Here is a 13,668-nt window from a genome sequence, read left to right as displayed (position 1 = left end):
CCCGAACCAGGTTCGGACTTCCCGTTTCTCGTACGAGCTCGGCTCAGTGGCCGGATTCCTTCAGCCGCGCGAAGGACTCGTCGATGATCTTCTCGGCCTCGGCGCGGTTCAGCCACTCCGAACCCTGCACGTACTTGCCCGGCTCGAGATCCTTGTACCGCTCGAAGAAGTGCTTGATCGCGGACAGCTCGAACTCCGAGACGTCGGACAGGTCCTGGATGTGATCCCAGCGGGGGTCGCCCGCGGGCACGCACAGCACCTTGTCGTCGCCGCCCGCCTCGTCGGTCATGCGGTACACGCCGACCGGACGCGCCTCGACGATCACACCGGGGAACACCGACTCCGGCAGCAGCACCAGCGCGTCCAGCGGATCGCCGTCCTCGCCGAGGGTGTTCTCGATGAAGCCGTAGTCGGCCGGGTAGCCCATGGAGGTGTACAGGTACCGGTCGAGCTTGACCCGGCCGCTCTCGTGATCGACCTCGTACTTGTTCCGAGAGCCCTTGGGGATCTCGATGGTGACGTCGAACTCCACGCCATCTCCTTGCTTCGAGTGCTTGTCGTAGCCGAATCGCCAGATCGTTCTGGGGAACCGTTGCGCAACGAGGATAGTGTGGTGTGCTGGTACACCGGTGCGGCAGGCGGCCAAGGCGCGCAGTCGAGCAGTGTCGGACGGCGTTGAGGGAGAGCGACGGGCGTGATCGGTCGAAGCGATGAGAATTCGGGACCGCGCTCGCGCGGCACCCGCTGGATCTGGCTGTCCGCGGTGGTGGTGGCGTTGTTGCTGATCGCCGGGGGTTTCGCCGCGATCGCCCAGCCGTGGACCCCGGAATTCCGGCACGGCGGGCTCACGATCGCGGACGCACCGAGCACCGAACTGCCCGCCGCCGCGGTCGCCCCGGCCAGGTCGGACGCGCCCGCCCCGACGGTGGCCGGGATCGCCGCCGCGCTCGCGCCGGTGGTCGGCAGCCCCGATCTCGGCGCGTTCGCCGGGCAGGTGACCGACCCCACCAGCGGCACGGTGCTGTGGAGCCAGGATCCCGCCAAGGCCATGATCCCCTCCTCGACCGCCAAGATCATGCTCACGGCCGCCGCGCTGCTCACCCTGCCCGATGACCAGCGGGTGGCCACCAAGGTCATCGCGGGCGCGCCGGGGGAACTGGTGCTCGTCGCCGGGGGCGACCCGACGCTGACCAACACCACCGACGGCGGCTACTACACCGACGGCCCCCGCATCGCCGACCTGGCCGCGCAGATCAAGGCCGCGGGCAGACAGGCCACCGCGATCGTCGTCGACACCACCGCCTACACCGGGCCGACCATGGCCTCGGGCTGGGACCCGATCGACATCCCCGAGGGCTCGATCACCCCCATCGAGCCGATCATGCTCGACGGCGGCCGCTTCGATCACACCGCCGACTACTCGCCGCGCACCTCGACCCCCGCGCTGGACGCGGGCCGGGCACTGGCCGCCGCGCTCGGTGTCGATCCGGGCGCGGTGCGGGTCGGTCCGGCCGACCGCACCGGCGTGGAGATCGCGAAGGTGGAGTCGGCGCCGCTGCGAGTCCGCCTGCACGACATGATGATCCACTCCGACAATGTGCTCGCCGAGACCATCGGCCGCGAACTGGCCGTGGCCACCGGGCACGAGGCGTCCTTCGCCGGCGCCGTCGCGGCCACCGCCGCCGCGCTGACCAGCGCCGGATTCGACGTCAGCGGACTGCATCTGGCCGACAACAGCGGCCTCTCGGTCGACGATCGGGTGCCGCCGCGCCTGCTCGACTCGATCGTGGCCACCGCGGCCGAACCCACCGGCACCGCCGCCGTCGTCCCCGCGGGCACCCAGGCCAGGCCCGAAACCGATCCGCGCGCAGCGGCTCTCGCGCCGCTGCTCGACGACCTGCCCGTCGCCGGTGGCACCGGCACGCTCGCGCCGCGCTTCGTCACCCAGAATCGCCAGGGCGCGGGGTGGGTGCGGGCCAAGACCGGAACTCTGAGCGTCGCCAGCGCGTTGGTCGGATATGTGCTCGACCGTGACGGCCGGGTATTGACCTTCGCGCTCATGTCCAACGACCGGCTGCCGGAGGTCAGCAGGCCCGCCCTCGACGCGGTGGCGGGCGCCCTGCGCGACTGCGGTTGCAACTGAGAGCGGGTGGCGATGACCGAGGACAAGCGCACGAACGCCGGCTTCAGCGGCGCGGTGGACTGGCGGCTGGCCGCCCGCACCGGCGCCGTGCTCGCGCCCGCCGGACCGCGCACCTCGCGCCGGAGCGCCGAACAGATCGTCGCCGAACTCGCCGAGGCCTCGGTGCGGGCCGAGGGGCCGGTGCGCGAAGTGAGCGGGCTGCTCGACGACCGGCCGGTGCCCGAGGCCAGGATCGTCGACCGGGCGGGCTGGATCTCCGCCGCCGCGGATTCGATGGCCGTGCTCACCGGCACCGAGGCCACCAGCGCCACCGGCAAGCTCGTCGGCAAACCGGCAGGCATCCAGGCCGGGACGATGCTCGCGTTCCTGTCGACCGCGATCCTCGGCCAGTACGACCCCTTCACCGGCGAGGACGGCACGCTGCTGCTGGTCGCGCCCAACATCCTGCACGTCGAGCGGGCGCTCGGCGTCGATCCCTCGGACTTCCGGCTGTGGGTCTGCCTGCACGAGGTGACCCACCGCGTGCAGTTCTCCTCGGCGCCGTGGCTGGCCGATTACATGCGCGCCAATGTGGACATCCTCAGCGAGGTCGGCGAGGAACCGATGAGCGAGCTGCTCGGCCGCCTGCTCACCGAGGTGAAGGCCCGGCGCACCGGCGAGAACGCCGACGATCCCAACAGCCGCGGCGTCGTCGGCCTGCTGCGTGCCGCGCAGGCGCCGCCGCAGCGTGAAGCACTCGACCGGCTGCTGATGCTGGGCACCCTGCTCGAAGGACACGCCGATCACGTGATGGACGCCGTCGGACCCGCCGTGGTGCCGACGGTCGCCGACATCCGCGCGGCCTTCGACCAGCGCAGGAAGAAGCCCACCAACCCCATCCAGCGCCTGCTGCGCGCCCTGCTCGGCGTGGACGCGAAGGTCGCCCAGTACGTGCGCGGCAAGAAGTTCGTCGACGCCGTGGTCGAGCGGGTGGGCGTCGCGGAGTTCAACACCGTGTGGACGAACGCGGAGACGCTGCCGCGCCTGGACGAGGTGGATCACCCGGAACGCTGGATCGCGCGGGTGCTGTAGCCGGGCCCGCGCGACGAGCACTGTGTCGGTGGCCATGGCGTAGTCACCCGAGCGCTGTGCGACCGCCGTCTTCGTGGTCGATCTCGGTAGCCTGCTCGCATGAGGATGCCGGTGTGCGCGATCATGGCGGCGCTACGTCGCCGGGGTTCGACCCGGAACCCGGATGTCGACGATCCGGCGACAGAGGCCGGTCGGTGACGGTGCGGCTGCCGGAGACCCCTGCGGTGTTGGCCGTGCGCCGGGGTGTGCGGGACTGGGTCGCCGCGCGGGGTAGGCGAGTGCCCGTGGTCGTCGGGCTCTCGGGTGGGGCGGACTCGCTGGCGTTGGTCGCGGCCGCTGTCGTGGAGGCGGGGGCGGTGACGGCCGTGGTGGTCGACCATCAGTTGCAGGGCGGGTCGGGGGAGGTGGCCGCGGGGGCGGCCGCGCAGGCGCTGGCGCTGGGCTGTGTGGACGCGGTGGTCGTTCCGGTCGAGGTCGGGCGTGATGGAGGCGCGGAGGCGGCGGCGCGGGCGGCTCGGTACGCGGCGCTGGAATCCGTGCGGGCGGGGCGGCCGGTGCTGCTCGGGCACACGCTCGACGATCAGGCCGAGACCGTGCTGCTCGGGCTGGCGCGTGGGTCGGGTGGGCGGTCGATCCACGGGATGGCGGCGTGGAACGAACCGTGGGGGCGGCCGTTGCTGGGCGTGCGGCGGGCGCAGACGCGGCAGATGTGCGTCGACCTCGGGATCGAACCGTGGGAGGACCCGCACAATCTCGACCCGGCCTACACCCGTGTGCGCGTGCGCACCGAGGTGTTGCCGCTGCTCGAGGACGTGCTCGGCGGTGGTGTGGCGCAGGCACTGGCCCGCACCGCGGACCAGCTGCGCGACGACGGTGAGGTGCTCGACGCCCTCACCACCGACCTCCTGCGCGCGGCGCGCTCCCACCGGGACAGTGGCCCCGCCGACAGTGATCGGCCCACCCTCTCGATCGAGATCCTGACCACTGCGCCCGCGGCCCTGCGACGAAGGACGATCCGGGCGTGGCTCGCCGAACAGGGGGTCGGCGGGTTGCTGAACGCCCATTTACAGGCGATCGACGAGCTGGTGAGCGACTGGCGCGGGCAGGGCGGGGTCGCTGTGGCGGGTGGCGGCAGGGACCACAGGTTGGTCGTGGCGCGCGAGCATGGCACGCTGACGGTACGCGCGCAGCCGCGTCTCGATGCCACATAACACGAAGGGACACCCACTTCCGTGTACGGAGACGACATCGCTTCGGTGCTGATCACCGAAGACCAGATCAAGGCCAAGATCGAGGAACTTGCCGAACTGGTCGCCAAGCGGTACCCGCCGGACGCGCCCGAAGGCGACCTCCTGCTGATCGGTGTCCTCAAGGGCGCGATCTTCTTCATGACCGATTTCGCCAGGGCCCTGCCGATCCCCACGCAGCTCGAGTTCATGGCCGTGTCGTCCTACGGTTCGTCCACCTCGTCCTCCGGTGTCGTGCGCATCATGAAGGACCTGGACAAGGACATCGCCGGACGCAATGTGCTGATCGTCGAGGACATCATCGACTCCGGCCTGACCCTGTCCTGGCTGCTGCGCAACCTGGCCACCCGCAACCCGGCCTCGCTCGAAGTGGTGACCCTGCTCCGCAAGCCCGACGCGCTGCGCACGCCCGTGGAGGTCGCGCACGTGGGCTTCGACATCCCGAACGAGTTCGTCGTCGGCTACGGCCTCGACTACGCCGAGCGCTACCGCGACCTGCCCTACATCGGCACCCTGGACCCGAAGGTCTACTCCTAGCCGGTCGGCGCGAACGCGCGTAGTACCGAGTCGACCAGCGCGTCGGCGAAGGCTTCGTCGAGCGGGCCGGAGCGCGGGAGCCAGCGTTGCGTGATCGGCCCGTACAGCAGGTCGACCAGCAGATCCAGATCGGCGTCGGCTCGGATCTGACCGGCGTGCTGTGCCTTCGCCAGCCGCCGGACCTTGGCGGCGTGCACCGGCTGCTCCAGTTGCTCGCGATACTGCGCGGCGAGCCCCGGGTCGTTGATGACCTCGGTGAGCACCGCGCGGATGGGCGCGTCGAACGCGGGGTCGGCGAACTCCGCGACCGTCGCGCGGAGCACCGTCTTCAGGTCGGCGGCGATGTCGCCGGTGTCGGGCAGCTCGATGACACCTTCCGCGTCCGCGCTCTGCGCGAGGATCGCGTCGAAGACCACCGCGCCCTTGGACGGCCACCAGCGGTAGATCGTCTGCTTGCCGACGCCGGCGCGGGCGGCGATGGCCTCGATGGTCAGCTTCGCGTAGGCGACCTCCCCGATGAGTTCGCGGGTCGCGCTCAGGATCGCCGACCGGGACCGCTCGCTGCGGCGGGTGCTGTCCGGGGTTCGTGCCATGGGCGCGAGTCTAGCCCGAATTGAAACGAGACGTTGCGTCTTGACAGCTGCTCGAAAGCGGCGCATCCTTGGGAACATCGAATCGAGACGAACCGTCTCGTTGCACCTGAAGGAGACTCGCATGACCCGCGCAGCCGACGAAACCCGCAGCTGGTTCATCACCGGCGCCTCGCGAGGGCTCGGCCGGGCCTTCGCCGAAGCCGCGCTCGCGGCCGGTGACCGCGTCGTCGGCGTCGCCCGCGACGTCGGCCCGCTGGCCGATCTGGTCGCCGCCGCCGACGGCAGACTGGTCACCTTCCCGCTCGATGTCGCCGACCGCGCCGCCGTCTTCGCCGGGGCGCGCAAGGCCTTCGACGTGTTCGGCAGGCTCGATGTGGTCGTCAACAACGCGGGCGGCGTCGTCCTCGGCATGCTCGAGGAAGTCACCGAGCGGCAGGCCCGCGACCACCTCGACGTCAACTTCTTCGGCGCGCTGTGGGTGAGTCAGGCGGTGGTGCCGCTGCTGCGCGAGCAGGGCTCCGGCCACATCCTGCAGGTCTCCTCGATGGGCTCGGCGGGCGGCTTCGCGGCGACCGGCGTGTACGGCGCGGGCAAGGCGGCCCTCGACGCCATGACCGAGGCGCTGGCCATGGAGGTCGAACGCTTCGGCATCGCCGTCACCATCCTGCAGCCCGGCGGCTACGAGACCGGCCTGTTCACCAGCGGACTCACCATGACCGAGCAGAACCCCGCCTACGCCGAACTGCGCGCCTGGCTCGAGCAGATGTGGAGCGAATCGAAGGACGCCGACCCCGCCCTGGCCGCCGAGGTGGTGTTGCGCATCGTCGACATGGCCGAGCCGCCCAAGCGCGTCATCCTCGGCGACGCCGCCTACGACATGGTCGCCGACCTGACCGCCGCCCGCACCGCCGAACTCGCGAAGTGGGAGCGGTTGAGCAGGCAGGCGGGTTGAGGATCAGGTTCCGACGACGCGCAGCAGGGCGCGGATATCCGCCTCGATGAGCCGGAACACGACATAGGAGAACACGAAACCGATCACCCCGCCCACACAGATCGTGCGGAGCGGGGTGATCGTCGTCAACAGGTCCGGGACGGGCAGAAACGTGGCGCTGGCGACAACAAGCAGCGGAATCGACGCCGCGACAACCAGGTACCGACGGCACCTCTCGGCCAGCGCGAGCAGCGATCGGCCGTCGTCGCGAAAGTCCCTGCCGTGGTGCAGAAACAGCGGATAGACGCAGCGCACCAGGTACAGCGTGATCAGGAAGAGCGGATAGGTCATGGCGACAGCGGCGCAGATCGCGGCCACCAGCAGCAGGTGCACCGCGACGCGTACCGGCAGCGCTCCGTCGGCCACCCCGATCGTGACCGCGTAGATCACCGCGGCGGCGACCCAGAGCGCGAACACCACCGCGACGGCCAGGTGGCCGAACCGGAGACAGTCCCGGCGGGCGCGCTCGAGCGCCGCCGGTGCGCAGGCGACGCCCGCGCGGAGCCTGCGCGGAATCGTCAACAGTCGTCGTCCCAGGTAGATCAGGGTCGCGCCACCCGCGGAGAAGAAGATCAGATTGGTGAGGTCGGAGACATCGCGCTGCGCCGCGCGGGTGGACGGATCGAGCCGGCTGTGGATCAGCGCCGTGTTCAGCTCACGCTGGTAGTAGGCGGCCAGCACATTCGGGACCGCGATCGACAGCGCCAGGATCAGAAACAGGTACGGCCGCAACCGGATTCGCCAGCTTCTCGGCGGGGGATCGGTGAGTCCGCGGGCGTGCTCGTCCAGGCACAGCTCGAATTGCATCGCCAGCACGCCACCGTCGGCCCAGCGGTCAGCACGATCGATGGCCAGGCACGTCAGCAGGACTCGCAGCAACGCCGGCGGGCAGTCGGCGGGCACACGGTCCAACGCTTCCCGTGGTACACCCGCGTTCCGGAGTCGGAGTGCCGCTCCCAACGCGAAGGCGCCGACCGCGTCGGGCTGGGCAGCGGTGGTGCGCGGTGGCGCCGTCGCGGTGACGGCCGATGGACTGTCGGCGAGAAACGCGGACCGCGCCACGGCGCCGATGCCGATCGTGTCGTCGAAAGGTTTGTTGCCGGTGAGCAATTCCCACAGCAGCACGCCGAGAGAGTAGATATCGGCGCGGGTGTCGAGGTCGGCGGCGGTGCGGGGACAGCCGGGGTGCGCGGCTTCGAGCTGTTCGGGCGACATGTAGGTCAGCGATCCGCCGAAGTAGGCGGCCGGGCAGCTTTCGGCGACCGCGCGGTTGTAGCTGATGTTGAAGTCGGCGAGCTTGGGCACGCCTTCGGCGGTGAGCAGGACATTGGCCGGTTTCACGTCGCGGTGCAGCACCCCCTTACCCGCGGCGTAGCCGAGCGCGGCAGCCAGTTTGCTGCCCAGCCACGCGACGGTCTCCGGCCAGCTCAACCCCGCGATCTCGGCGCGCACGGCCGAATCGGTCGGCCGGATCTCCCCCTTCTCGGTCATCGCGGAGTCGACCGCGTCGAGCAGCAACCGGCCGCTGCGTTCGGCGGGCGGCGTCGCGCGCACCCAGCGCAGGACGCCGAGCAAGGTGCCGCCGGGGAGGAACTGCATGTACAGCAGGCGCAGATCCGGGGAATCGGCTACGGGCGAGTCGATGGTGTCCTGATCGAAAACCCGCACGATGTAATCGTGGTCGAGCTGAGCGAGGGTCTGCGGCTCGTCGCCGCTGTCGGCCGAGATCTTCACCGCCACCAGCCGCTGCATCGACCGTTGCCTGGCCAGGAAGACCCGTGCGAACGAGCCCGATCCCAGTTCGGTGAGCAGTTCGAAATCACCGATCCGGCCGCCGACCTCGATCCGGTCGAGTTCACGGCGATCGGTCGGGTGCATGTCGGCGGTGCGGTCGAGTGCGGGCCTGGTCGCTTCGGTGGTACTCGTCGGGCTCACGGACGGTGGTACGGGCCGAACTCGGCCGTGGTTCATCCGATCAGCTGACAACTCGCTCGAGGGCGGCGAGGTCGGCCTCCAGTGCACGGAACAGCAGGTAGGAGCCGATGAAGGCGACGATGCCGCCGACGCAGAGCACCCGCACCGCGACGATCACGTGCGCGATGTCGTCGGGTGGCAGGAACGTGACGCCGGCGACCGCGAGCAGTGGCACCGAGGCCGCGATGGCCAGGTACCAGGTGCAGCGGCGGGTGAGCGCGCGCAGCCAGACGCCGTCGTCGACGCTGATCTCGCCGTGCCGCAGGAAGATCGGATAGATGCAGCGCACCAGATAGAACGTCACCAGGAAGAACGGATAGGCCACCGCGATCGCGCCGCACACCAGCAGCGACGCGAGGAAGTGGACAACGGCGCGGCTCGGCACATCCCCCGACGACAGGCGCAGCGCGATCGGGAAGGTGATCCCGGAGATCGCCCACAGCGAGAACGCGACGATGACGAACTGATCGCCCAGCCGCAGGGTGTCGTGTCTAGTCCGGCGTAGCGTCGGCGGGTCGTAGCGTTTCCCGTGCCGCATGCCGCGCGGCACCGACAGCACGAAGCGCGCCAGGTACAGCAGGACGACGGTGCCCAGCGGGAAGAACACCAGATTCACCCCGGCGGTGATCACCACGAACGACTGCTGCGCGGTCTCGCTGAGCCTGCTCACCACCAGCTGCTGGTTGTGCACGATGTTGTACCAGGACGCCAGCGCGTTCGGCACCCCGACGGCGAGCACCATCACCAGCAACGGCACCCGGCGCCACCGGAACTGCCAGCTCGTCGGCGGCGGGTCGACGAGGTTGCGCGCGCGCTCGTCCAGGCACAGGTCGAACTGCTTGGCCAGCACCGCGCCGTCGGGCCAGCGGCGGTCGCGATCGGGTTCCAGGCAGGTGAGCAGGACGCGGGGGGGCCCGGCGGGGGGGGGGGGGGGGGGGGGGGGGGGGGGGGCGGGGGGCGCGCCGGGGGGGCCGCCCCCCCCCCGCCCCCCCGGGGGGGCCCCGTTCCAGCATCGCCTCGAGGGGGGTCTCGTCGCCGCTGCCCGCGGCCGTGGCGGTGTTGTCGTCGAACGGTTTGGCGCCGGTGAGCAGTTCCCACAGGACGACGCCGAGGGAGTACATGTCGGAGCGGGTGTCCAGGTCGCCGGCCGAACGGGACAGGCCGGGATGACAGGCCTCCAGCTGCTCGGGCGACATGTACGACAGCGAGCCACCGAAGTACGACACCGGGCTGGTGCCCTCGACCTCCCGGCTGAAGCTGATGTTGAAGTCGGCCAGCTTCGGCACGCCCTCGGCGGTGAGCAGCACGTTCGCCGGTTTCACGTCACGGTGCAGTACGCCGTGCGCGGCGGCGTAGTCCAGGGCCTCGGCCAGGCGCCTGCCCAGCCAGGCGACGGTTTCCGGCCAGGTCAGCTCGGCCAGCTCGGCACGCACGCTCGAGTCGGTCGGCCGGATCTCGCCCTTCTCCTCCATGGCCGCGTCGACCGCGTCGAGCAGCAGTTTGCCGCTGCGTTCGGCGGGTGGGGTCGCGCGGACCCAGCGCAGCAGGCCGAGCAGGGTGCCGCCGGGCAGGAACTGCATGTACAGCAGCCGCAGCCTGCGCTTGTCCGAGGGCGCTGCGCCGGTGTCGAGCAGCCGCTGATCGAAGACGCGCACGATGTAGTCGTGGTCGAGCTGGGCCAGGGTCTGTGGCTCGGTGCCGCGATCGGCGGAGATCTTCACCGCCACCAGTCGCTGCATCGAGCGCTGCCTGGCCAGGAAGACCCGGGCGAACGCGCCGGTGCCGAGTCCGGTGAGCAATTCGAAATCGTCGATGCGCTGGCCGATCTCGATGCGGTCCAGCGGCGCGAACACACCCGGCGAGGAGTCGGCGGCGGTCGCCGCCGACGTCGCTGTCGCGGTGAGATCGAGCTCGGGCGTGGTCACCTCAGTAGTACGAGTCTCCTCGCCCGGATGGTTCACGGTCGCGTCGGCGCGGTGTGTGCTCTGTTCGAGTTCGTCGGTGTTGAGCAGCCCGCGCAGGCTCGACGCCTGGTCCGGGTATTCGCGTAGGCACTCACGGGGGTCGACGCGCTCGCCGCTGTGCCTGCGGATCACGAACTCCTCGAACACCAGCCCCGCGGGCAGCGTCGCCCGGTCGAGTTCGGGGAACTCGGCGCAGTAGGTGTCGAGGCGTTTGCGTGGGATGTCGGCGCCGGCGTGATGCAGCCAGCGATTGCGCAGGTCGACGCGGATCAGCTCGTGCAGCGCCTGTCTGCGCAGGGTGCGCGCGTCGGGGAGGAATTCGGCGATCTCGGGTGGACGCCCGGCCGCGGAACCCCACGCTTCGGCGAACGCTTCGACCATGTCGCCGCGCACATTCGTCGACCGACCGTCGGGCAGGTCGCCGTTTCCGGTGTTCTTGCTCATCCACCGACCTAAGGTTCGCGCCACACCGACACCATCGGCCCCCGAGCCCTCTCCGAATGATAACTTGCGCATTCACGGCAGATCACCCGAATCTCGAGACCATGCGACGGGGGCGAATCCGCAGATGCACGAAGACCTCACAGCGGTAGCATGGGAGTCCGTCGACGACGACGGCGTGACAGACGCTGAGGTGACGATGGGTGCCCAGGCCTATCCCATCGGCGGCCCGGCGGCGGCGCTGGCCGCCCGGGTACGCGCGGGCACGATCACGCCCGTCGACGTGGTGACCGAGGCATTGACGCGCATCGCGTCGGAGAATCGAAAGATCAACGCGTTCACCGTCGTCCGCGCCGAACAGGCGCGCGCGGAGGCACTGGAACTGGCCGCCCGCGACGATCTGGACGAGCTGCCGCTGGCCGGGGTTCCGGTGGCGGTGAAGCAGAACATCGGGGTCGCCGGGGTGCCCACGCGTACGGGCTCGGCGGCGACCTCGACCGACCCGGTTACGGCCGATCATCCGGTGGTGGCGCGGCTGCGGGCCGCGGGGGCGATCGTCGTCGGGGTGACGGCGATGCCCGAGCTCGGCCTGTGGGCCACCACCGACGAGGACGGCACCGTCACCCGCAATCCGCGCGATGTCGGGCGATCCGCCGGTGGCTCCTCCGGTGGCGCGGCCGCTGCGGTGGCCGCGGGGCTGGTGCCGATCGCGCACGGCAACGACGGGCTCGGCTCCATCCGGGTCCCCGCCGCGGCGTGCGGTGTCTTCGGGATCAAGCCGGGTCGACAGGTGGTGCCCGCCGGGATCGGCGCCGACTCGTGGGCAGGCATGGCCGAGAACGGCGTGCTGGCGACGACGGTGTCCGACGCGGCGCTGGTCCTGTCGGTGCTGGCCGAACGCTCCGACCTGGCCGAGCTACGCGCCCCACACCGACTACGCATCGGACTGGCCGTGGCTCCGCCGTCGCGGCTGGTCCGGATGGATCGGCACTGGACGGCGGCGGCGCGCACCGCGGGCGCGCGGGCGGCGGCGGCCGGACACCTGGTGGAACCGATCGAGCTGCCCTACGGCGATGCCGCGCTCGCCATGCTGCTGCGCTGGCCGAGCGTCGGACTGGCCGACGCCGAGCGGCTGCCGAATCCCGAACTGCTGCAACGCCGAACCAGGCGGCACCTGGCGGTGGGCAGGATGATCCGCAGGCTGCGCCTGGTCCGGCCGAGCCAGGTCGACCGGATCGAAGCGGGCATGGTCGACTTCTTCGAGAACTTCGACGTGGTGATCACCCCGACGCTCGCCGCGCCGCCACCGAAAGCCAGGCGGTGGAGCAAGCGCGGCTGGGCCGCGAACGTCCTCGCCTCGGCCCGCTACGCGCCCTTCACCGGCGTCTGGAATCTGCTCGGCTGGCCCGCAGCGTCGGTGCCGATGGGCACCCATCCCGAGGCGCACACCCCGCTGGCGGCGCAGCTGGCAGGCCCGCCGGGCAGCGAGGCCACCTTGCTCGGCCTCGCCGCCCAACTGGAGCTGACGAACTAGACCGCGATGGCCTGCGGCTGCGGCTGCGGCTCGGAGAACCCGCCGTCGACGGCGCGCCCGGCGAATTCCAGGATGGTCGGGCGGGTGTCGTCGGCCCGCCAGGCCACCGCCAGCTCGCACGGGGACAGCCCGGTGACCGGACGCGCGGTCAGGCCGGGCCAGCGGTACATCGGCACATTGTTCTCCGCCAGCAGGCACACGCCGAGGCCGAGGCTCACGGCCTCGAGCTTGTCCTCGGGAGTGGCCGCCTCGGCGCCGATCTTGGCGGCGCGGCCGCCGCGGGCGTCGTTGCCGAGCCAGAAGTCGCGCACCGCGCCCGCCTCGGTGGGCAGGGCGATGAACGGCTCGTCGAGCAGGTCGGCGAAATCGATCGCTTCCTGCTCGGCGAGCGCGTGGTTCTCCGGCAGCAGGACCCAGCGCGGCTCGGTCCGCAGCACCTGCCAGCGGTAGCGGTTGGGGTCGGGCAGCGGCAGCCACACCAGGGCCAGGTCGGCCTGGCGGCCGGCGAGGCCGCTGGACGGGTCGTTCCAGGAGGCGGCGTGCAGGGCCAGTCGATGGCCGCTGGCGCTCTCCAGGTCGTTGAGCAGACCTCGGCCGAGCGCGGACTGGATTCCCACGCGCAGCACCTCTCCGGCCTCCTGCAGGGAGACGTTGGTGACCTCCCAGAGTTCCAGGATCTTGCGTGCGCCTTCGAGTAGTTCCTTACCGGCGACGGTGAGGGCGACACTGCGCTGGTTGCGGTCGAACAGGACCACGTCGAGCTGGCGTTCGAGCTGGCGGATCTGGCGGGAGAGCGTCGGCTGAGCGATGTGCAGCCGCTGGGCGGCGTTGGTGAAATGCAGTTCCTCAGCGACGGCGACGAAATACCGCAGATCGCGCAAATGCGGGTCCATAGCACCTTGCTATCAGAATCGGTCGGGAAATTCCAGCCAAAACGGGCAAGGAAGTTCGCGTAGGTGGATCAAAACAGTCACCAGGTTGGTATCGGACAGCATATGGCCTGGCATGTTGCACTGCATCATTGAGGCGTCATTGTTGTGCGCCGGCCGCGGACGCGCCTCGGGCTGGGCGTTTGACCAGCAAAAATGCGGCCGGGCTCACAGGAATTCGCGCGTCGTCGCGGGCGCTTCGCGGTGGGGTTCGCGCGGCAAAACGTACCGCTGACCACTGTTC

10 protein-coding genes and 1 pseudogene are annotated in these 13,668 nt (G+C 70.5%); 6 read left to right on the top strand and 5 right to left on the bottom strand.

What is annotated here, in order from left to right; translation table 11 throughout:
- Positions 1-43 precede the first annotated feature (43 nt).
- The gene (locus tag QH270_RS16675) at positions 44-532 is read right to left on the bottom strand and encodes an inorganic diphosphatase (protein ID WP_110041413.1); all 489 of its coding nucleotides are present in this window, start codon (positions 530-532) and stop codon (positions 44-46) included.
- Between the two features lie 162 nt (positions 533-694).
- On the opposite strand from QH270_RS16675, the gene QH270_RS16670 reads away from it, so the two are divergent.
- From QH270_RS16670 to hpt, 4 genes are all read left to right on the top strand, one after another.
- The gene (locus QH270_RS16670) at positions 695-2,143 is read left to right on the top strand and encodes a D-alanyl-D-alanine carboxypeptidase/D-alanyl-D-alanine-endopeptidase (protein ID WP_280343057.1); all 1,449 of its coding nucleotides are present in this window, start codon (positions 695-697) and stop codon (positions 2,141-2,143) included.
- A 12-nt stretch (positions 2,144-2,155) separates the two neighbouring features.
- Positions 2,156-3,214 carry a zinc-dependent metalloprotease gene (locus tag QH270_RS16665; protein ID WP_280343053.1) on the top strand — a complete coding sequence of 353 codons (1,059 nt, stop codon included), beginning with the start codon at positions 2,156-2,158 and terminating at the stop codon, positions 3,212-3,214.
- Between the two features lie 200 nt (positions 3,215-3,414).
- Entirely contained in the window at positions 3,415-4,425 is a 1,011-nt protein-coding gene (tilS, locus tag QH270_RS16660; RefSeq protein ID WP_280343100.1) for a tRNA lysidine(34) synthetase TilS, read from the top strand.
- Between the two features lie 21 nt (positions 4,426-4,446).
- Positions 4,447-4,998: a hypoxanthine phosphoribosyltransferase gene (gene hpt, locus QH270_RS16655; protein WP_110041409.1), complete on the top strand. Its 552-nt coding sequence runs from the start codon at positions 4,447-4,449 to the stop codon at positions 4,996-4,998.
- Here hpt and QH270_RS16650 read toward each other — a convergent pair.
- Entirely contained in the window at positions 4,995-5,591 is a 597-nt protein-coding gene (locus QH270_RS16650; RefSeq protein WP_280343051.1) for a TetR/AcrR family transcriptional regulator, read from the bottom strand. The two genes, hpt and QH270_RS16650, sit on opposite strands and share 4 nt — an antisense overlap.
- Before the next feature lie 121 nt (positions 5,592-5,712).
- On the opposite strand from QH270_RS16650, the gene QH270_RS16645 reads away from it, so the two are divergent.
- Positions 5,713-6,543 carry an SDR family NAD(P)-dependent oxidoreductase gene (locus tag QH270_RS16645; protein WP_280343048.1) on the top strand — a complete coding sequence of 277 codons (831 nt, stop codon included), beginning with the start codon at positions 5,713-5,715 and terminating at the stop codon, positions 6,541-6,543.
- Between the two features lie 3 nt (positions 6,544-6,546).
- Here the strand turns inward: QH270_RS16645 and QH270_RS16640 are convergent, their stop codons facing one another.
- Entirely contained in the window at positions 6,547-8,460 is a 1,914-nt protein-coding gene (locus QH270_RS16640) for a serine/threonine-protein kinase (RefSeq protein ID WP_280343097.1), read from the bottom strand.
- A gap of 97 nt (positions 8,461-8,557) precedes the next feature.
- Positions 8,558-10,964: pseudogene (locus tag QH270_RS16635) on the bottom strand (serine/threonine-protein kinase).
- 196 nt (positions 10,965-11,160) lie between these two features.
- Between QH270_RS16635 and QH270_RS16630 the strand changes: the two are divergent.
- Entirely contained in the window at positions 11,161-12,495 is a 1,335-nt protein-coding gene (locus QH270_RS16630; RefSeq protein WP_280343095.1) for an amidase, read from the top strand.
- Here QH270_RS16630 and QH270_RS16625 read toward each other — a convergent pair.
- Positions 12,492-13,388: a LysR family transcriptional regulator gene (locus QH270_RS16625; protein WP_280343046.1), complete on the bottom strand. Its 897-nt coding sequence runs from the start codon at positions 13,386-13,388 to the stop codon at positions 12,492-12,494. The genes QH270_RS16630 and QH270_RS16625 overlap by 4 nt on opposite strands.
- Positions 13,389-13,668 lie beyond the last annotated feature (280 nt).

The organism is Nocardia neocaledoniensis, assembly GCF_029868625.1.
GTDB lineage: Bacteria > Actinomycetota > Actinomycetes > Mycobacteriales > Mycobacteriaceae > Nocardia > Nocardia neocaledoniensis_A.
This window is presented reverse-complemented; position numbering and strand designations above follow the sequence as displayed.

Coding starts and splice junctions, on each gene's coding strand:
- QH270_RS16650 (WP_280343051.1), bottom strand. CDS start 5,591: ATGGCACGAACCCCGGACAGCACCCGCCGCAGCGAGCGGTCCCGGTCG.
- QH270_RS16665 (WP_280343053.1), top strand. CDS start 2,156: ATGACCGAGGACAAGCGCACGAACGCCGGCTTCAGCGGCGCGGTGGAC.
- QH270_RS16630 (WP_280343095.1), top strand. CDS start 11,161: ATGGGTGCCCAGGCCTATCCCATCGGCGGCCCGGCGGCGGCGCTGGCC.
- QH270_RS16645 (WP_280343048.1), top strand. CDS start 5,713: ATGACCCGCGCAGCCGACGAAACCCGCAGCTGGTTCATCACCGGCGCC.
- QH270_RS16640 (WP_280343097.1), bottom strand. CDS start 8,460: ATGCACCCGACCGATCGCCGTGAACTCGACCGGATCGAGGTCGGCGGC.
- QH270_RS16625 (WP_280343046.1), bottom strand. CDS start 13,388: ATGGACCCGCATTTGCGCGATCTGCGGTATTTCGTCGCCGTCGCTGAG.